The organism is Elioraea sp. Yellowstone (assembly GCF_006704265.1).
Taxonomy (GTDB): Bacteria; Pseudomonadota; Alphaproteobacteria; order Acetobacterales; family Acetobacteraceae; genus Elioraea.
On record NZ_VIKA01000060.1, the window covers coordinates 1 to 19,009 of the forward strand.

At 71.2% G+C, this 19,009-nt stretch carries 16 protein-coding genes and 1 tRNA gene; 7 read left to right on the top strand and 10 right to left on the bottom strand.

What is annotated here, in order from left to right; genetic code table 11:
- The 3 genes from FK498_RS10155 to FK498_RS10165 form a co-directional block, all read left to right on the top strand.
- On the top strand, positions 1–648 hold a 648-nt coding region (locus FK498_RS10155), incomplete at its 5' end, for a class I SAM-dependent methyltransferase (RefSeq protein ID WP_141854172.1).
- Between the two features lie 9 nt (positions 649–657).
- Positions 658–4,158: a methionine synthase gene (metH, locus tag FK498_RS10160; RefSeq protein ID WP_141854174.1), complete on the top strand. Its 3,501-nt coding sequence runs from the start codon at positions 658–660 to the stop codon at positions 4,156–4,158.
- Positions 4,159–4,371: 213 nt separating this feature from the next.
- Positions 4,372–5,325, top strand: a complete 954-nt coding sequence (locus FK498_RS10165) for a calcium/sodium antiporter (protein WP_141854176.1) — start codon at positions 4,372–4,374, stop codon at positions 5,323–5,325.
- Between the two features lie 4 nt (positions 5,326–5,329).
- Here FK498_RS10165 and FK498_RS10170 read toward each other — a convergent pair whose 3' ends face one another.
- Positions 5,330–6,133 carry an aspartate dehydrogenase gene (locus FK498_RS10170; protein ID WP_141854178.1) on the bottom strand — a complete coding sequence of 268 codons (804 nt, stop codon included), beginning with the start codon at positions 6,131–6,133 and terminating at the stop codon, positions 5,330–5,332.
- 56 nt (positions 6,134–6,189) lie between these two features.
- On the opposite strand from FK498_RS10170, the gene FK498_RS10175 reads away from it, so the two are divergent.
- The gene (locus FK498_RS10175) at positions 6,190–6,684 is read left to right on the top strand and encodes a hypothetical protein (protein ID WP_141854180.1); all 495 of its coding nucleotides are present in this window, start codon (positions 6,190–6,192) and stop codon (positions 6,682–6,684) included.
- On the opposite strand, the gene FK498_RS10180 is transcribed toward FK498_RS10175, so the two are convergent.
- From FK498_RS10180 to FK498_RS10190, 3 genes are all read right to left on the bottom strand, one after another.
- On the bottom strand, positions 6,685–7,470 hold the full coding sequence (locus FK498_RS10180) for an SDR family oxidoreductase (protein ID WP_141854182.1): 786 nt from the start codon (positions 7,468–7,470) through the stop codon (positions 6,685–6,687). It lies immediately after the preceding gene.
- A gap of 19 nt (positions 7,471–7,489) precedes the next feature.
- Positions 7,490–7,565: transfer RNA gene (locus FK498_RS10185), tRNA-His, on the bottom strand.
- 32 nt (positions 7,566–7,597) lie between these two features.
- Positions 7,598–8,797, bottom strand: a complete 1,200-nt coding sequence (locus tag FK498_RS10190; RefSeq protein WP_141854183.1) for an aminotransferase — start codon at positions 8,795–8,797, stop codon at positions 7,598–7,600.
- A gap of 262 nt (positions 8,798–9,059) precedes the next feature.
- Between FK498_RS10190 and FK498_RS10195 the strand changes: the two genes are divergently transcribed.
- Positions 9,060–9,398 carry a P-II family nitrogen regulator gene (locus FK498_RS10195; RefSeq protein ID WP_141854185.1) on the top strand — a complete coding sequence of 113 codons (339 nt, stop codon included), beginning with the start codon at positions 9,060–9,062 and terminating at the stop codon, positions 9,396–9,398.
- A 152-nt stretch (positions 9,399–9,550) separates the two neighbouring features.
- Positions 9,551–10,969 (top strand): type I glutamate--ammonia ligase, encoded by a 1,419-nt coding sequence (gene glnA, locus FK498_RS10200; protein ID WP_141854187.1) that lies wholly within the window; start codon positions 9,551–9,553, stop codon positions 10,967–10,969.
- 72 nt (positions 10,970–11,041) lie between these two features.
- Here glnA and FK498_RS10205 read toward each other — a convergent pair whose 3' ends face one another.
- Positions 11,042–11,743, bottom strand: a complete 702-nt coding sequence (locus FK498_RS10205) for a hypothetical protein (RefSeq protein ID WP_161988378.1) — start codon at positions 11,741–11,743, stop codon at positions 11,042–11,044.
- A 532-nt stretch (positions 11,744–12,275) separates the two neighbouring features.
- Here FK498_RS10205 and FK498_RS10210 point away from each other — a divergent pair.
- Positions 12,276–14,000 carry a SulP family inorganic anion transporter gene (locus tag FK498_RS10210; RefSeq protein ID WP_141854191.1) on the top strand — a complete coding sequence of 575 codons (1,725 nt, stop codon included), beginning with the start codon at positions 12,276–12,278 and terminating at the stop codon, positions 13,998–14,000.
- A gap of 3 nt (positions 14,001–14,003) precedes the next feature.
- Here FK498_RS10210 and FK498_RS10215 read toward each other — a convergent pair whose 3' ends face one another.
- The 5 genes from FK498_RS10215 to FK498_RS10235 form a co-directional block, all read right to left on the bottom strand.
- On the bottom strand, positions 14,004–14,846 hold the full coding sequence (locus FK498_RS10215; protein ID WP_141854193.1) for an alpha/beta hydrolase: 843 nt from the start codon (positions 14,844–14,846) through the stop codon (positions 14,004–14,006).
- 59 nt (positions 14,847–14,905) lie between these two features.
- A complete protein-coding gene (gene ilvC / locus FK498_RS10220) occupies positions 14,906–15,925 on the bottom strand; it encodes a ketol-acid reductoisomerase (protein ID WP_141854195.1) in 1,020 nt (339 codons plus the stop codon).
- A gap of 72 nt (positions 15,926–15,997) precedes the next feature.
- Positions 15,998–16,534, bottom strand: a complete 537-nt coding sequence (gene ilvN, locus FK498_RS10225) for an acetolactate synthase small subunit (protein ID WP_202614804.1) — start codon at positions 16,532–16,534, stop codon at positions 15,998–16,000.
- Positions 16,535–16,564: 30 nt separating this feature from the next.
- A complete protein-coding gene (locus FK498_RS10230; RefSeq protein WP_141854197.1) occupies positions 16,565–18,358 on the bottom strand; it encodes an acetolactate synthase 3 large subunit in 1,794 nt (597 codons plus the stop codon).
- A 49-nt stretch (positions 18,359–18,407) separates the two neighbouring features.
- The coding region (locus tag FK498_RS10235; RefSeq protein WP_304598711.1) for a tRNA (adenosine(37)-N6)-dimethylallyltransferase MiaA at positions 18,408–19,009 on the bottom strand (602 nt) is incomplete at its 5' end.

Below are 19,009 nucleotides of genomic sequence, written 5' to 3' on the forward strand. Positions count from 1 at the left end.
GCGCGCGCCCGCGCCGCCTCCGCCGCCTTCCAGGCCAACCCCGTCGCCTGGGACGAACTCCGCGCCCTCGACCTGCCCGCCGCGGCGATCGAGGCCGCCCTGCTCGCCGCCCTGCCGCCGGGCCCCCTCGGCCGACTGCTCGACATCGGCACCGGCACCGGACGAATGCTCGAACTCCTCGCCCCGCGCGCCGAGAGCGCCACCGGCATCGACCTCTCGCGCGAGATGCTGGCGCTGGCCCGCGCCCGGCTCAGCGCCTCCGGCCTCGGCCGCTGCACGCTGCGCCAGGCCGACATGATGCGCCTGCCCTTCCCGCCCGCGAGCTTCGACCTGGTCACGCTGGCGATGGTGCTGCACTATGCCGACGAACCCGCCGAGGTGCTCGCCGAGGCCGCGCGCGTGCTCGCCCCCCAGGGCACGCTCGCCATCGTCGATCTCGCCCCGCACGGCGACGATGCGCTGGTGCGGCGTCTGGCCCATCGTTGGCCAGGCTTCCCGGCACCCCAGGTCGCCGCGTGGCTCGCGGGCGCAGGCCTCGCCCCCCGACCGGCCGTGGCCCTGCCCGGACCGCTGACCGTCCATCTGCACATCGCCACCCGTGCGGTGCCGGCGACCAGCCGCGCCGGCGCCGCCCGCATCGACGCCTGAGGAGCCGCCATGTCCCGCCCCCATCTGCTCGACGCGCTGCGCGACGCCGTGCTGCTCTGCGACGGCGGCTTCGGCGCGCGCATCCAGGCGATGGCGCTCGACGTCGAGCGCGACTTCCTCGGCAAGGAGAACTGCACCGAGGTGCTGCTGCTCTCGCGCCCCGACATCGTGCGCGCGATCCATCTCGGCTACTACGAGGCCGGCGCCGACATGGTGGAGACCAACACCTTCGGCGCCTCGCCGATCACCCTCGCCGAGTTCGGGCTCGCGGACCAGGCCTTCGCGCTGAACAAGGTCGCGGTCGAGATCGCGCGCGAGGCCGCCGAGCAGTTCAGCGACGGCCGGCACCGCTGGGTGGTCGGCTCGATCGGTCCGGGAACAAAACTGCCGACGCTCGGCAACATCGACTACGACACGCTCGAGGCGGCGTTGACCGTGCAGGCCGAGGGGCTGATCGCCGGCGGGGCGGACGCGATCCTGATCGAGACCTGCCAGGACACGCTGCAGATCAAGGCGGCGGTGAACGGCGCGAAGATCGCCCGCGGCCGCGCCGGCAAGGACAGCCTGCCGATCTTCGTGCAGGTGACGGTCGAGACCACCGGCACGCTGCTGGTCGGGCCCGACATCTCGGCCGCCGCGACCGTGATCCACGCCCTCGACGTGCCGCTGATGGGCCTCAACTGCGCGACCGGGCCGCAGGAGATGGCCGAGCATGTGCGCTGGCTGGCGCAGGCCTGGCCGGGGCTCCTCAGCGTGCAGCCGAACGCCGGCCTGCCCGAGCTGGTGGACGGCAGGACGCATTATCCGCTGGCGCCGGAGGAGCTGGCGGTCTGGCTGGAGCGCTTCGTCGCCGAGGACGGGGTCAACCTGATCGGCGGCTGCTGCGGCACCAACAACGCGCACATCGCCGCGCTGGATGCGATGCTGCGCAAGCGGGCCGGAGCCGCGCGCCGTCCCGCGCCGGTGCTGCGCAGGCCCGTCTGGGTGCCCTCGGTCGCCTCGCTCTACACCGCGACCGCGCTGCGCCAGGAGAACGCCTATTTCTCGATCGGCGAGCGCTGCAACGCCAACGGCTCGAAGAAGTGGCGCGAGCTGCAGGCCGCGCACGACTGGGACGGCTGCGTGGCGATGGGCCGCGAGCAGGTGCAGGAGGGCTCGAACGGCCTCGATGTCTGCACCGCCTTCGTCGGCCGCGACGAGCTCCTCGAGATGAGCGAGGTGATCCGCCGCTTCACCTCCTCGGTGAATGCGCCACTGGTGATCGACAGCACCGAGACCAACGTGATCGAGGCGGCGCTGAAGCTGCACGGCGGCAAGCCGATCATCAACTCGATCAACTTCGAGGAGGGCGAGCGCGCCGCGCATGAGCGGATGCGGCTGGCCAGGAAGTTCGGCGCTGCGGTGATCGCCCTGACGATCGACGAGCAGGGCATGGCCAAGACCGCCGAGGACAAGCTCCGCATCGCACGACGCCTGGTGGACTTCGCCTGCGGCCGATACGGTCTGCCGCCGTCGGATCTGCTGATCGATCCGCTCACCTTCACCATCGCCACCGGCAACGAGGACGACCGCAAGCTCGGGCAGTGGACGCTGGACGGCATCCGGATGATCCGCGAGGAGTTCCCCGAGATCCAGATCATCCTCGGGCTCTCCAACATCTCCTTCGGCCTGAACCCGGCCGCGCGGCACGTGCTGAACTCGGTGTTCCTCGACCACGCGCTGCGCGCCGGCATGACCGGCGCGATCGTGCATGTCTCGAAGATCAGGCCGCTGCACCAGATCCCGGCCGAGGAGGTGCAGGTCGCCGAGGACCTGATCTTCGACCGCCGCCGCGAGGGCTACGATCCCTTGCAGCGCATGCTGGAGCTGTTCGCCGACCGCAAGGCGGCTGACACCGGCAAGCGCAAGCGCGCCGAGACCGTGGAGGAGCGGCTGAAGGAGCGCATCGTCGACGGCGACCGCAAGGGGCTGGAGGAGGATCTCGCCGCCGCCATGGCGAAGGGGCTCACCCCGCTCGAGATCATCAACACCGTCCTGCTCGACGGCATGAAGGTGGTCGGCGATCTGTTCGGGGCCGGCAAGATGCAGCTTCCCTTCGTGCTGCAATCGGCCGAGACCATGAAGGCTGCGGTCGCGTATCTCGAGCCGCACATGGAACGGGTCGAGGGACAGGCCAAGGGCACGATCGTGCTCGCGACCGTCAAGGGCGACGTGCACGACATCGGCAAGAACCTGGTCGACATCATCCTCACCAACAACGGCTACCGGGTGATCAATCTCGGCATCAAGGTGCCGCTCGCCGAGATGCTGAAGGCGGCGAACGAGAACAAGGCGGACGCGATCGGCATGAGCGGGCTGCTCGTCAAGTCGACCGTGGTGATGCGCGAGAACCTCGAGGAGATGACGCGGCTCGGCGTCGAGATCCCCGTGATGCTCGGTGGCGCTGCGCTGACGCGGGGCTATGTCGAGCAGGACTGCGCGCTCGCCTACGGCTGCGGCCGGGTCGCCTATGCGCGTGACGCCTTCGACGGTCTGCACCTGATGGACCGCGTGGTCGGCGGGCAGTTCGACGACTATGTCGCGGCGGTGCAGGCGAGGCGGCGCGGCAGGCCCTCGAACACGCGCCGCCGCCTCGGCGAGGCGGTCGAGGCGGCGGCGCCGGTCGACCGTGCCTCCGCGCAGGCGCGCAGGCGCCGCCTCGCCGAGGGCCACACCCCGCCCGTGCCGCCCTTCTGGGGACCGCGCGTCGTCGAGGCGCCGATCCGGGCGCTGGTGCCGTTCATCAACGAGCGCTCGCTCTACCAGTTCCAGTGGGGGTTCCGGAAACAGGGGCGCAGGCTGGAGGAGTTCCTGGGCTGGGCGAAGCAGGAGCTGCGGCCGGTGCTGAAGCGCATGCTCAGGCTCTGCGAGGAGGAGGCGATCCTGAAGCCGCAGGCGGTCTACGGCTACTGGAAGGCCGCCGGCGAGGGCAACGACGTGGTGCTGTTCGGGGAGGACGGCCGGACCGAGCTCTGCCGCTTCACGCTCCCGCGTCAGGCCAAGGAGGACGGCGAGTGCATCGCCGACTTCTTCCGCGACATCGACGACGGCCCGGACAAGCGCGACGTGATCGGGCTGCAGGTGGTGACGGTCGGCGCGAAGGCCTCCGAGATGGCGCGGGGGTGGTTCGAAGGCAACCGCTACCAGGACTATCTCTACCTGCACGGGCTCTCGGTGGAGATGGCCGAGGCGATGGCCGAGTACGTGCACAAGCGCATCCGCGCCGAATGCGGCTATGCCGGCGAGGACGACCGCGACATGGACCGGATGCTGCAGCAGGGCTACCGTGGCAGCCGCTACTCCTTCGGCTATCCGGCCTGCCCGAAGCTCGAGGACCAGCTGCCGCTGCTCAGCCTGCTGGGCGGCGAGCGCATCGGCGTGTCGCTGTCGGAGGAGTGGCAGCTCCACCCCGAACAGAGCACGAGTGCGATCGTCGTGCTCCATCCGCGCGCGAAGTACTTCTCGGTGTGATGCCCGTCGGGGTCTGATGGCCGGCGGCCGCGGCACCGGCCGGCGACATCGGGATCGCAGCGGGGGATCGGCCGTCCATCCGCGCAGGCTGAGGCCCGTCGCCTTGACAGGGAGGCGCGCCGCACTCATCTGCCCCACCGGGCGGGGTCCGGGCCCCTCTGGCGCAGCCTGCGCGATGTCGGACCCCTTCGACCCGGTCGAAGGGATGATCCGATGGACTGGTTCTGGCTGGCCTGCGGGCTCGGTCTGCTGGTGCTCGGCGCGGAGGCGCTGGTGCGGGGCGGCGTTGGACTCGCGCGCCGGTTCCGCGTGAGCCCGCTCCTGATCGGCGTCACCGTGGTCGCCTGGGGCACCTCGACGCCCGAACTCGTCGTTTCGGTCGAAGCGGCGATCGAGGGCCTGGACGGCATCGCGGTCGGCAACATCGTCGGCTCGAACATCGCCAACATCCTGCTGATCCTGGCGGCCGCCGCCGTGATCTCGCCGATCGCGGTCCGTCCCGAGGCGATCCGCCGCGACGGGCTGTTCGTGCTCGGCGCGACGGCGCTGTTCCTGGCGATCGCACTGACCACCGACCGGCTGCGGTGGTGGCACGGGGTGCTCTGCCTCGGCCTGCTCGCGGGCACCGCCGTGCTGACCTACCGGCAGGAACGCCTCGGCGGCACGGCATCGGGCGCGCTGCACGCGGCCGAGGCCGAGGAGGTTCAGGCCGTGCCGCTGAACCCGTGGCTCGCGGGCGCGATGGTGGCGGGCGGGATCGGCCTGCTCGTCCTCGGCGGCGAGCTGATGATCGGCGCGGCGGTGAGCATCGCGCGCGGCTTCGGCGTCTCCGAGGTGGTGATCGGGCTGACCCTGGTCGCGATCGGCACCTCGCTGCCGGAACTGGTGACGAGCGTGATCGCCGCGCTGCGCCGCCACTCCGACATCGCGCTCGGCAACATCCTCGGCTCCAACATCTACAACATCCTCGGCATTCTCGGCGCCGCCTCGCTGATCGCACCGGCCGCGATCCCGCCCGAGATCGCGCGCACCGAGATGTGGGTGATGGCCGGGGCGACGCTGCTGCTGCTGCCGGCGATGGTCTCGGGTCGGATCGGCCGCGCCCTCGGCGCCGCGATGCTCACGGGCTACGCGCTCAACCTCTGGCGGCTCGTGGCCACGGCCTGACCCCTCACGTCCCCACCTTCAGGGTCGAGACCAGGCCGCGCAGGCAGGCGAGCAGGCTGAGCGGCGTGATCCTGCCCGTGCGGGGATTGTCCTCGGAGGGAACGTTCTCGATGGTCATCGAGAGCCGGACCGTGTCGGCCTCCACCGTCACCGTGTGGGTGTTGCGGGTGACCGTCGGGTCGGCCCAGATCTCGAGCCGGGTGCGATCCGGGCCGATCCCGGCGAGGGCGAGCGCGGCGGCGACGTTCACGTTGGCCGGGAAACCCTTCGCCCCCTCGCGCGCGGAGCCCGCGAAGACGCGCGTCGGCTCGGTGATCGCGGCGACGTCGATCCCGTGCTCCTCGAGATACGGCGCACCCGCGAGCCCGCGCGGCGGCTTGCGGGTGACCAGGGTGACGCTCTCGACCGCGCCCTCGGCGGCGGCGCGCACGGCATCGAGACCGAGCAGCGCGCCCGTGGGCACGATGATCCGCGCGCCCGAGGCCTTCGCCTGCTCGACGAGATGCATGCGCGGCAGGAGCGCGCCGACCGAGGAGATCACCACGATCCGCCCGCGCGCGACCGCAGGGCCGACGATCTCCTCGAACACCGCCGCAGGCAGGGCCTCGACCACCACCTCGGCGTGCTCGGCGAGCTCGCCCGGGCCGACGAGCGCAGGGACGGCGCGGAACCCGGCGAGCGCCGCCTCGGCCTTGGCCCGGTCGCGCGCCGAGACCGCGACCAGGCGCAACCCCTCCACCCCCGCATCGAGCGCACACGCCAGCCTGAGCCCGATCGCGCCCAGCCCGCCGATCCCCACGGTCAGCATCCGTCAACCTCTCCTGCTATACTTTCGGTTGCATGTCCGGCCGGAAGGACCCGTCGATGTCGGTGCCCGCCCTGCCGCCGCATGGCGGCGACCGCGTGATCGCGTTCCTCGACTTCGTCAAGGCGCTGCGCTGGCCGGCGGTGGTGGTGACGCTGTTCGTGCTGCTGCTGCAGCCGATCCGTGCAAGCCTGGAGGCGCTGCACGGCCACGCGAGCGGTGCCGGCACGGTGGTGGTGCTGGGCGAGCTGCCGATGCGGCTCGCGCCGCACAGCCTGCCGCAGCCCTCGGAGTTCGTGACGCGCGCGGTTCAGGCGATGGATGCCGACGTCCTGCGCACCTTCCTCGACATGGACCAGCATGCGATCTACTGCGGCAACCTGGATGCGGAGTATCGCGCGGGGATGCGCCGGCTCGCCCATCTCGGGCTGGTGGAGGCGCGCAACGATCCCGCGAGGCCGGCGGACTGCCGCGATTATGCGGTCATGACCGAGCTCGGCAAGCAGGTCGAGACCTACCTGATCAGCGTGATGGTGGGAATGCTGAAGGGCTGATCAGACCACCGGGCTCCGCCCGCCATCCACGTTGATCGCCGTGCCGGTGACGTAGCCGGCGGCGTCGGAGGCGAGGAAGCAGGCCACGTTGGCGAACTCCTCCGCCGTGCCGATGCGCCCCAGCGGCACGGTGGCGCCCTGCTCGGCGCACCACTGTTCCCAGGTGATGCCGCGCTTCTCCGCCGCGTGGCGGCGGCGCCACTGCGCGCTCTCGATGATGCCGACCAGGAGCGCGTTCACCAGGATGCCCCTGGGTGCCCCCTCGTTCGCCAGCACCTTGGTCAGCGCCATGCCGGCCGCGCGGCTGACGGCGGTCGGCGCCCCCTCCGCCGGCGGGGCCTTCGCGCCGATGTTCAGCACGTTGATGATCCGGCCCCAGCCGCGCGCCTCCATGCCCGGCCAGGCGAGCCGGGCGAGGCGGATCGCGGCGAACAGCTTCAGGTCGAGATCGGCCTGCCACTCGGCATCGGTGATGTCGCGGAATGGTCCGCGCTTCGAGGTGCCGGCGTTGTTCACCAGGATGTCGATGCCAGCGAGCGCGGCCTCGGCCTTCGGCCAGGCATCGGCGATCGCCTCGGCGCGGCTAACGTCGCACGGGATGGCGACCACCGTGCGCCCTGGGGCCGCCTCGCGCACGGCGTTGGCAGCGGCCTCGAGCACGTAGGCCCGGCGGGCGAGCATCGCCACGTCGGCGCCCGAGGCGGCGAAGCGGCGCGCCATGGCGAGGCCGAGCCCCTCGGAGGCGCCGGTGATGAGCGCGCGGCGGCCGGCGAGGCTGATGTTCATGGCGCGGCGCAGGCGCGCGTGGGGCGACCTACGGGACTCGAACCCGTGACATCCAGGACCACAACCTGGCGCTCTACCAGCTGAGCTAAGGCCGCCGCCGAGGCGCGCGTTCCTACGCCCGAGGGCCTCATGCCGTCAACGCCCGCGGTGCATCCGCCCCGCGCGCGGCGAGGGCCGCCCGCAGGCGGCTCAGCGCCTCGTCCAGCGTCGCGTCCTGCTTGCAGAAGGCGAAGCGGGCGTAGTGGCGCGGTGCGGTCGCCGGATCGGCGTAGAAGGCGCTGACCGGGATCGCCGTCACCTTCGCCGTCTCGGTCAGCCACCGGCAGAACGCGACGTCGTCGCCGGCGAAGCCGAGCGGGCGGAAATCGGTGGTGACGAAATAGGTGCCCTTGGCCTCCAGCACGCCGAAGCCGAGCGCGGCAAGACCTGCCGCCAGCCGGTCGCGCTTGGCCGCGAGCCCGTCGGCGAGCCCCTGGAAATAGGCGTCGTCCTTGGCGAGCCCGACGGCGACCGCGCGCTGGAGATTGGGTGGCGTCGTGAAGGTCAGCAGCTGATGCGCCTTGGCGATGGTCTGCGCCAGCGCCTTGGGCGCCGTGACGTAGCCGACCTTCCAGCCGGTCAGGCTGAAGGTCTTGCCCGCGCTGCCGATGCGCGCGCAGCGCTCGCGCATCCCCGGCAGGCTCATCAGCGGGATGTGGCGCCAGCCGTCGAAGGTCAGGTGCTCATAGACCTCGTCGCACACCGCGTAGGCGTCGTGCTTCTGGAGGAGGTCGGCGATGAAGGCGAGCTCGGCGGCGGTGAACACCTTGCTGCACGGGTTCTGCGGCGTGTTCATCAGGATCGCCTTGGTGCGCGGCCCGAAGGCGGCGGCGAGCTCGGCGCGCGGCAGCTCCCACCTGGGCGGCTCGAGGCGCACGAGCTTCGGCACCGCGCCCAGCATCCTCACCACCGGCAGGTAGGTGTCATAGAGCGGCTCGATCAGCACCACCTCGTCGCCCGGATCGAGCAGCGCCATCAGGCAGGCGGTGATCGCCTCGGTGGCGCCGGAGGTGACGACGACCTCCGCGGCCGGATCGACCTCGATCCCCCAGAAGCGCCGGTTCGCGGCGGCGACCGCAGCGCGCAGCTCCGGCAGGCCGGTCATCGGCGGGTACTGGTTGCGCCCATCGAGCAGCGCGTCCGCCGCGGCGCGCAGCACATCGGCCGGGCCGTCCTCGTCCGGGAAGCCCTGGCCGAGATTGACCGCGCCGTGCTGCACCGCGAGCGCGGACATGACGGTGAAGATCGTGGTGCCCGTGCTGGCGAGCAGGGTGTTGTGCGGCTTCATCGCGCTGGCAGGATCCCCCGGAACCGAGGGCCGACTATGGCGGGACCGTTGGTGCGGTGCAAGGACTGCCCAGAAATTGGGCAGATGCTCGCGGCACCGGCTGAGTCGCAGGGCAGCCGCCCCGCCGCCCGCCCGGCCTCGCCGGCCGGCCTTGCCGCAGCGAGGCAAGCCGTGCGAGTAACGGATGCAACCCAGCAATGCGCCAGCGCGCGAATCCCGACGGCCGGCCGGGACCGCGCAGGGCTCAACGGCGGACAGGCGGATGAAGAAGATCGAGGCCATCATCAAGCCCTTCAAGCTCGACGAGGTGAAGGAGGCGCTGCACGAGGTCGGGCTGCAGGGCATCACCGTGGTCGAGGCCAAGGGATTCGGCCGCCAGAAGGGCCATACCGAGCTCTATCGCGGCGCCGAATACGTGGTCGACTTCCTGCCCAAGGTGAAGATCGAGGTGGTCTGCCAGGACGGGCTGGTGGACCGCGCGATCGAGGCGATCATGAACGCCGCGCGCACGGGCCGGATCGGCGACGGCAAGATCTTCGTCACCACGGTCGAGGAGGCGATCCGGATCCGCACCGGCGAGCGCGGCGAGGAGGCGATCTAGGTCGCTTCGCGTTCCATCCACAGATTCCGGCCCGCGCCATGCATGGCGGCGGCCACGCTGCCCGGCGGAGCCTCCGCCGCGGCGCCGCGTCCGGGCTCGCCGGCCCGGGCGATACTCCCACACACTGCTGACCTGCACACAGGAAGGGGACCATGGCTGCTAAGCCCGAAGTCAAGAAGGTGCTCGAGATGCTCAAGGAGCACTCGGTCGAATACGTCGATCTGCGCTTCACCGACCCGCGCGGGAAGTGGCACCACACGGCCCAGCACGTCAGCACGATCGACGAGGAGGCCTTCACCGACGGCATCATGTTCGACGGCTCCTCGATCGCCGGCTGGAAGGTGATCAACGAGTCCGACATGATCCTGATGCCGGACCCCGAGACGGCGGTGATGGACCCCTTCGCGGCCAAGCCGTCCCTGATCCTGTTCTGCGACATCATCGAGCCCTCGACCGGCCAGCTCTACGGCCGCGATCCGCGCGGCACGGCGAAGAAGGCCGAGGCCTATCTCGCCTCGACCGGGATCGGCGACACGGCCTATTTCGGTCCTGAGGCCGAGTTCTTCGTGTTCGACAACGTGAAGTTCGGCACGGGCGGCAACTACGGCATCTACCAGCTCGACAGCATCGAGGGGCCGCAGGCCAGCCTGAAGGACTACCCCGAGGGCAACATGGGCCATCGCCCGTCGGTGAAGGGCGGCTACTTCCCGGTCCCGCCGGTGGACAGCGAGAGCGACCTGCGCGCCGAGATGCTCTCCACCATGGGCGAGATGGGGGTGACGATCGAGAAGCACCACCACGAGGTCGCGCAGTCCCAGCACGAGCTCGGCATGAAGTTCAACACGCTCGTGCGCATGGCCGACCAGATGCAGATCTACAAGTACGTGATCCACAACGTCGCCCACAGCTACGGCAAGACTGCGACCTTCATGCCGAAGCCGATCTATGGCGACAACGGCTCGGGCATGCATGTGCACCAGTCGATCTGGAAGAAGGGCAAGCCCACCTTCGCCGGCAACGGCTATGCCGACCTCTCCGAGACGGCGCTCTACTACATCGGCGGCATCATCAAGCACGCCAAGGCGCTGAACGCCTTCACCAACCCGTCCACCAACTCCTACAAGCGGCTGATCCCGGGCTTCGAGGCGCCGGTGCTGCTCGCCTACTCGGCGCGCAACCGCTCGGCCTCCTGCCGCATCCCCTACGCCACCAGCCCGAAGGCCAAGCGCGTCGAGGTGCGCTTCCCCGACCCGACCGCGAACCCCTATCTCGCCTTCGCGGCGATGCTGATGGCGGGGCTGGACGGGATCCAGAACCGCATCCATCCGGGCGATGCGATGGACAAGGACCTCTACGATCTGCCGCCGGAGGAGCTGAAGGGCATCCCGACCGTGTGCGGATCGCTGCGCGAGGCGCTGCAGTCGCTCGAGGCGGACCACGAGTTCCTGCTCAAGGGCGACGTGTTCAATCTCGACCAGATCCAGAGCTACATCGCGCTGAAGTGGACCGAGGTGTATCGTTTCGAGCACACCCCGCACCCGGTCGAGTTCGAGATGTACTACAGCGCCTGATCCCTGCTCGGATCGGACCGCCGCGCGGGGCGGCGCCGCCCTCGAGGAGAGGGCGGGCCGCCCCGCTCCCGTTCACCCCCCGCCTGACTCCGGCCGGCAGGGGAAGGCGTAGAAGTTGAAGCGCCGCAGCACCTCCACCGCATCCGCGTCCAGCAGGATCGTGCAGGGCGGCGCCGCGAGCCGGGCGACCGCGCCGCCCGCCGCGACATCGGCGCCCAACGTCACGGCGATCCGCCGCGCCGCACCGGCACGCGCCAGGAACGCGGGCCACGCCATCTGGTTCGCGGCCGGATCGCAGGCCGCGGCACCGGCCGGGCAGTCGACCGGATGGGGATAGAACAGCGACTCGTGCGCGACCGAGCCGCGGCCCGGCACCTGGAACGGCGCCGCCACGCCCTTGTGCGCGACGACGAGCTGCACCGGCGCACCGGGTGCGGGCGGATCGCAGTCGGGCATCGGCACCGGCGCACCGCCCTCGGCGATCCGCCTCCACGAGGTCTCGACCCGGTGCTGCGCGACCTGCTCGAGCCGCCGCCCGCCCAGGTCCAGGACGATCCACTCGCGCAGCACCGTCGCCGGATAGCCGGACGGCGCCGTGTTCGCATAGGCCGAGATCGCGCCGATGCGGACCAGCTCGTGGCCGAGCGGCTGGGTCTCGCGGCAGAGCAGCACCTGCTGCGGCGGGAACAGCACGGGCTCGGCGCCGCGCAGCCAGTCGACCGCGTTCCAGCCGAGCGCGCCGAGCGCCAGCACGGTGCCGACCGCGCCGCTCACATTGATCTTCCAGTCCCATTGGAACGGCACGGCGCGTCAGCGCACCGGCAGACCGGGCTGCGGCCCGGGAAGCGAGGGTGAGGTCTGGAACGGCGGCGGCGCCTGGGGCGTTGGCGAGGGCGGTGACGGCGGGAACGGCGAAGGGATCAGATCCGGCCGCGGGCCGCCGGGTGCCTCGCGGGATGGCTCGTCCGGGCGATCCGCCGGCAGGGGCCGGTCGCGCCGGGTCGCCGGACCGGGTGCCGCCGGCGCGGTGTCGGGCCGCGCCGCCGGTTCGCGCAGCGGGAACGGGGGCGGCTGCTGGGACGTCGCCGAGGTCGCCGCCAGGGCGCCGAGCAGGGCCAGGGTGAGACGCGTCCGGGTCATCGCGCGCTCCAGGTTCAGGATCGAAATGATAGCGCGGGGCGCGATGCCCCGGAAGCTGCGTGCGCCCCTCCTCGGAATCGGCCGGGCCGTTCCCGTGCCGGCCGGCAAGGCTCGACTGCGCCTCCCGCCCCTTGCCCCACGCGCCGCCCGTGCGCGAGCATGACGCATGAACACCGCCGCCTCCGACGCGGCGACGACCGCGCCGGCCGCCGCCGCTCCCGCCTGGCACCTCTTCGTCCCCAAGCTCTACACCGTGCTGCGCCAGGGCTACGGTTTGGCCGCGCTGCGCGCCGACATCCTCGCCGGGCTGACGGTCGCGATCGTCGCCCTGCCGCTGGCGATGGCGCTGGCGATCGCCTCCGGAACGACCCCCGACAAGGGCCTCGTCACCGCCGTGGTGGGCGGCCTGTTCGGCTCCGCCCTGGGCGGCGCGCGCTTCAACATCTCCGGCCCCACCGGCGCCTTCGTCGTCGTGGTGTTCGGCGTGATCGAGCGGCACGGCTATGACGGCCTGGTGCTCGCCACGCTGATGGCCGCGGCGATGCTGGTGGCGGCCGGATTGTTCCGCCTCGGCACCTGGATCAAGTACATCCCGGAACCGGTGGTGGTCGGCTTCACCGCCGGCATCGCCGTGATCATCTTCTCGAGCCAGGTGCGCGATCTGCTGGGCCTCGAGATCGCCGCCCTGCCGGGCGGTGTTGCCGCGCAGTGGCAGGCGTTCTGGCAGGCGCGCGCGAGCCTCTCGCCAACCGCGATCGCGGTCTCGGCGGGCGCGCTCGCGCTGATCCTCGGGCTGCGGCGGCTCGCCCCGCGCGCGCCGGGCTTCCTGGTCGCGGTGCTCGCTGCCGGCATCGCCGCCTATGCCGGGCTGCCAGTGGAGACGATCGGCTCCCGCTTCGGCGAGGTCCCGGGCGCGATCCCGGCCCCCTCGATCCCGGCGGTCACGCTCGAACGGCTGGGCGCGCTGATCAGCCCCGCCTTCACCATCGCCTTCCTCGCCGGGCTCGAGAGCCTGCTCTGCGCCATGGTCGCCGACGGGATGACCGGGCGGCGCCACCGCTCGAACTGCGAGCTGGTCGCGCAGGGCATCGCCAACGCCGCCTCGGCGCTGGTCGGAGGCCTGCCGGTGACGGGCGCGATCGCGCGCACCGCGACCGCGATCCGCGCCGGCGCGCGCAGCCCGCTCACGGGCATCTTCCACGCACTGTTCCTGCTCGCCTTCATGCAGGTGGCGATGCCGCTCGCTGCCTACGTGCCGCTCGCCGCGCTCGCCGCGGTGCTGGTGGTGGTGGCGTGGAACATGAGCGAGCGCCACAAGATCCGCCACATCATGGCGACCGCGCCGGTCGGCGAACGGCTGGTGCTGGCGCTCACCTTCGCGCTCACCGTTCTGGTCGACCTGACGGTGGCGATCGAGGTCGGCGTCGTGGTCTCGGCGATCCTGTTCATGCACGGCATGGCCGAGGCGGTCTCGCTCAGCCGCGACGGCGCAGCCATCCTGGTCGCCGACCAGGACGATTTCGCCCGCCCGCGCGAGGACCGCTACGTGCAGCGCGACGCCCTGCCGCCGGGGGTGGAGGTGTTCCAGCTGCGTGGGCCGCTGTTCTTCGGCGCGGCCGGGCGGCTCGCCGACGCGCTCGACATGCTGCCCGAGCGGCCGCGCGTGTTCATCCTGCGCATGCGCGAGGTGCCGTTCATCGACACCACCGGCGTGGCGGCGCTCGCCGACTTCGTGCGCCGCAACCGCGCGCAGGGCACCACCGTGATCGCGACCGGCGTGCAGCCGCAGCCGCTCGCGGTCATGCGCCGGATGGGCCTGACGGGCGAAACGGCCGGCTTCGCGATCGCGCGCGACTTCGCCGCCGCGCTCGAGATCGCGCGCGCGGGCTGACGGCTACGGAACCCGCGCGGCCAGGAACCGCAGGATCGTCTCCGCGACGCGCGGCCAGCCGGCGTCCAGCATCATCGCGTGGCCGAGCCGGTCCATCGTCGCGTGCTCGGCGCCATGCAGCCAGGCCGTGCGCAGCAGCGCGTCCCGCGGCACCAGCGGATCCTCGGCCGCGCCGAGCACCAGGGCGGGCACGCCGACCAGCCGGGCGGAGGCGACGGGGCGCGGCCACTGCGCCTCGGCGAGCGCGCGCAGGCTCTCGGACTGCAGCCGCGCGATGTAGCCCCAGGCGAGATGATCCGGCAACGCATCGGAGAACAGCGCGCTGCGCAGCCGCACCGGTCTCGTGCCGGCGGCATCGGCCCAGGGCATGCGCGCCACCTCCTGCCACAGCACCGGGTCGGTGAAGGCGAGCCGCCAGTTCGCGCCCGCCAGCCCCTCGGGCGGCACCGGCGCGAGCAGCACCAGGCCGCGGATGCGCGGATCGCCGAGCAGCATCTGCGCCACCAGCCCGCCGAGCGAATGCCCGACCACCACCACCGGCCCGCCGAGTGCCGCGATCGCGGCACGCGCGTCGACCAGGTAGTCGATCAGGCCGAAGCCGTGCAGCGACTCGCGGCCCGCGCTCGCACCATGGCCGCGGAAGGAGAGCGCGGCGGTGCGCCAGCCGGAGGCGGCGAGCGCGGCCATGAGATGCTCGGCCCACATCCAGGCCGCGCCGGCCGCGCCATGCAGGAACAGGACGGTCGCGGGACGCGCGTCCTCAGCCTCCATGCGCAGGAGTTCGAGGCCGCGCACGGGGGCGGGCAGCGGCGCGGCGCGCCGGCGGAACGGAATGACCTCGGACATGGCACGACGCGCCGCCCGACCCGGCAGGACCGGGCGGCGCAAGCCTCAGGCCGCGCGGGTCAGTTCCGCGACCTGTCCACCAGCGCGTTCTTCCTGATCCACGGCATCATCGCGCGCAGCTTCTCGCCGACCTGCTCGATCGGGTGCTCGGCGAGCTTGCGGCGCGTCGCCTTGAACGAGGCCTGGTTGACGCGGTTCTCGAGCATCCAGTCGCGCGCGAAGCGGCCCGACTGGATGTCGGCCAGCACGCGCCGCATCTCGGCCTTGGTCGCATCCGTGATGATGCGCGGGCCGGTCACGTACTCGCCGTACTCGGCGGTGTTGCTGATCGAGTAGTTCATGTTGGCGATGCCGCCCTCGTAGATCAGGTCGACGATCAGCTTCACCTCGTGCAGGCACTCGAAATAGGCCATCTCGGGGGCGTAGCCGGCCTCGACCAGCGTCTCGTAGCCGGCCTTGATCAGCTCGACGAGCCCGCCGCAGAGCACCACCTGCTCGCCGAACAGGTCGGTCTCGCACTCCTCCTTGAAAGTGGTCTCGATGATGCCGGCCCGCCCGCCGCCGATCGCGGACGCATAGGAGAGGCCGAGCTCGAGCGCATTGCCGGAGGCGTTCTGCGCCACCGCAACGAGGCAGGGGACGCCGCCGCCGCGCTGGTACTCCGAGCGCACCGTGTGGCCCGGGCCCTTCGGCGCGACCATCAGCACGTCCATGTCGGGGCGCGGCTCGATCAGGTTGAAGTGCACGTTGAAGCCGTGCGCGAACATCAGCGCCGAGCCCTCCTTCATGTTGGGCCCGAGCTTCTCGCGGTAGAGATCGCCCTGGCCTTCGTCCGGGGTCAGCACCATCACGAGGTCCGCCCACTTCGCCGCATCCGCCGGGTCCATCACCTTGAAGCCTGCGGCTTCGGCCTTGGCCACGCCGGCCGAGCCCTTGCGCAGGCCCACCACGACCTCGGCCACGCCGCTGTCCTTCAGGTTGTTGGCATGGGCGTGGCCCTGGCTGCCATAGCCGATGATCGCGACCTTCTTCCCCTTGATCAGGTTCACGTCGGCGTCGCGGTCGTAGTAGACGCGCATGGGCGTATCCTCGCAGTGGATGGAACGGTTCGGGTGGGGTCTAGCCTCGGGCCCGCCGGCCGGCAAGCAGGCTCAGCCGTGGATGCCCTTGGGCCCGCGCGCGATCGCGACCACGCCGGTGCGGCAGACCTCGACCAGGCCGAGCGGGCGCATCAGCGCGGTGAAGGCGTCCAGCTTGTCGGTCGCCCCGGTCATCTCGAAGACGAAGCTTTCCGTGGTCGCATCCACCACGCGGGCGCGGAAGGCGTCCGCGATGCGCAGCGCCTCGACCCGCTTCTCGCCCACGCCCGCCACCTTGATCAGCGCCATCTCGCGGGCGATGTGCGGACCCTCCATGGTCAGGTCTGCGACCTTGTGGATCGGCACCAGCCGGTCGAGCTGGGCCTTGATCTGCTCGATCACCATCGCCGTGCCCGAGGTGACGATGGTGATGCGGCTGAGGTGCTTCTCCTCGTCCACCGGCGCGACGGTCAGGCTGTCGATGTTGTAGCCGCGGCCGGAGAACAGGCCGATCACTCGCGCGAGCACGCCGGCCTCGTTCTCGACCAGCACCGAGATCACGGCCTGGCGGGTGGTGATGTCGTGGTCGGGCATCAGGACCTTGAGCATAGGAAACGTTCCACGATCGGGGAAGGGATGTCAGACCAGGACCATCCCCTCCTCGGTCACGCCGGCCCCGCCGCCCTTCCTGGACGCCTCGTCCTCCGGGCCGAGGATCATCTCGTTGTGCGCCGCCCCCGAGGGGATCATCGGGAAACAGTTCTCCGCCTTGTCGACGCAGATGTCGGCGATCACGGCCTTGTCCACGCGCAGCATCTCGCGGATCACGTCGTCGAGCTCGCCCAGCCTGGTCGCGCGCAGCCCGACCGCGTGGAAGCTTTCCGCCAGCTTGACGAAGTCCGGCAGCGCGGCGGAGTAGGATTCCGAGTAGCGGCCGCCGTGCAGCAGCTCCTGCCACTGCCGCACCATCCCCATGTATTCGTTGTTGAGGATGAACACCTTCACCGGCAGGCGGTACTGCGCGAGCGTGCCCATCTCCTGGATGTTCATCAGGATCGAGGCCTCGCCCGCGATGTCGATCACCAGCGCGTCCGGATGCGCGATCTGCACCCCCATCGCCGCCGGCAGGCCGTAGCCCATGGTGCCGAGGCCGCCCGAGGTCATCCAGCGGTTCGGCCGCTCGAACTTCCAGAACTGCGCGGCCCACATCTGGTGCTGGCCGACCTCGGTGGTGATGAAGGTGTCCCTGCCCGTTTCCTGCGCCAGTTCGTAGAGGCGCCGGATCGCGTACTGCGGCTTGATGATCGCGGAGGGGGCCATGTCCTGGCGGAAGCGCAGGCAGTCGCGCGCGCGCCACGCATCGATCTGCCTCCACCACTGGGCGAGCGCGCCGGTGTCCGGCTTCGCCGCATCCGCCTTCCATCCTGCGATCAGCGCGGCGAGGATGCGCGCGGCATCACCGATGATCGCGCAGTCGACGCGCACGTTCTTGTTCACCGAGGACGGATCGATGTCGGCATGGATCTTGAGGCTGCCGGGCGAGAAGTCCCGGAGCCGGCCGGTGACGCGATCGTCGAACCGCGCGCCGATGTTCAGCATCACGTCGCAGCCATGCATCGCGAGGTTCGCCTCGTAGGTGCCGTGCATTCCCAGCATGCCGAGGAACTGCGGGTCGGAGGCGGGGAAGGTGCCGAGCCCCATCAGCGTGTTGGTGCAGGGGAAGCCCGTCAGGTGGACGAACTCGGCGAGCAGGCGCGAGGCCTCGGGACCGGAATTGACTACCCCCCCGCCGGCATAGACGATCGGCCGCTTGGCCCCCTTCAGCATGCGGATCGCGGTGGCGATTGCCTGCGGGTCGGGATCGAGCACCGGCCGGTAGGATCGGTGCGGCGCGCTCGGCACGCCGGCATAGACGCCCTTGTTGATCAGGATGTCCTTCGGCAGGTCGACCACCACCGGCCCCGGTCGGCCGGAGCGGGCGACGTAGAACGCCTCGTGGATCACCCGCCCGACATCGTCGGTGCTCTTCACGAGGTAGTTGTGTTTCGTCGCCGGCCGGGTGATGCCGGTGGTGTCGGCCTCCTGGAAGGCGTCGTTGCCGATCAGGTGGGTCGGCACCTGCCCGGTCAGGCAGACCACGGGGATGGAATCCATCAGCGCATCGACCAGGCCCGTCACCGCATTGGTGGCCCCCGGTCCGGAGGTGACCAGCACCACGCCGACCTTGCCGGTCGAGCGCGCGTAGCCCTCGGCCGCGTGCACCGCGCCCTGTTCGTGGCGCACCAGGATGTGGCGGATCGCGTTCTGCTGGAACAGCGCGTCGTAGATCGGCAGCACCGCCCCGCCCGGATAGCCGAACACGGTGTCGACGCCCTGCTCCTTCAGCGCGCGGAGGACGATCTCGGCTCCACTCAGCATCTCGGTGGCCGGCATGGCGAGCGTTCCCTTGGCTCGGTCGCCCGGTCGGGCGGGAGAGGCGCGGTTATCCTGCCATGGTGCGGCGCGTCAACAGGAAATCGTCAATAAACGCAAACAGGCCTGCCATGCGTTTTTCCGAAAATTGCGCGATGCCGCCGAGCCAAGCATCGATCGTAAAGGTTCGTTCCGGTGGCGCCAGCGCGTGGTGGCGGAACCAGGTCGCCTGGCGCTTCGCGTATTGGCGCACCATCGCCTGGCCGCGGGCGATCGCCGCCTCGAGCGGCAGGTCGCCCCGGATCGCCGCGAGGAGCGGCGGCACGCCGTGCGCCCGCATCGCGGGCAGCGCCGGATCCAGGCCGAGCGCCGCGAGCGCACGCACTTCCTCGAGCGCGCCGGCGGCCATCATCGCCAGGAACCGCGCATCGATCGCGGCGCGGACGTCAACCCGCGGCGGATCGAGCTTCACATGCGCGAAGCACCAGGGGGCGGGCGGCGCGGCCAGACGGCGCCACCACGCGGCCAGCCCCTCACCGGTCGCCTCCAGCACCTCCCAGGCGCGGATCACGCGCTGCGTGTCGCCGGGCGTGAGCCGGGCCGCGGTCACCGGATCGCGCTCGGCCAGCCGCGCATGCAGGGCCGGCGCGCCGAGCTCGGCAGCGAGGGAAC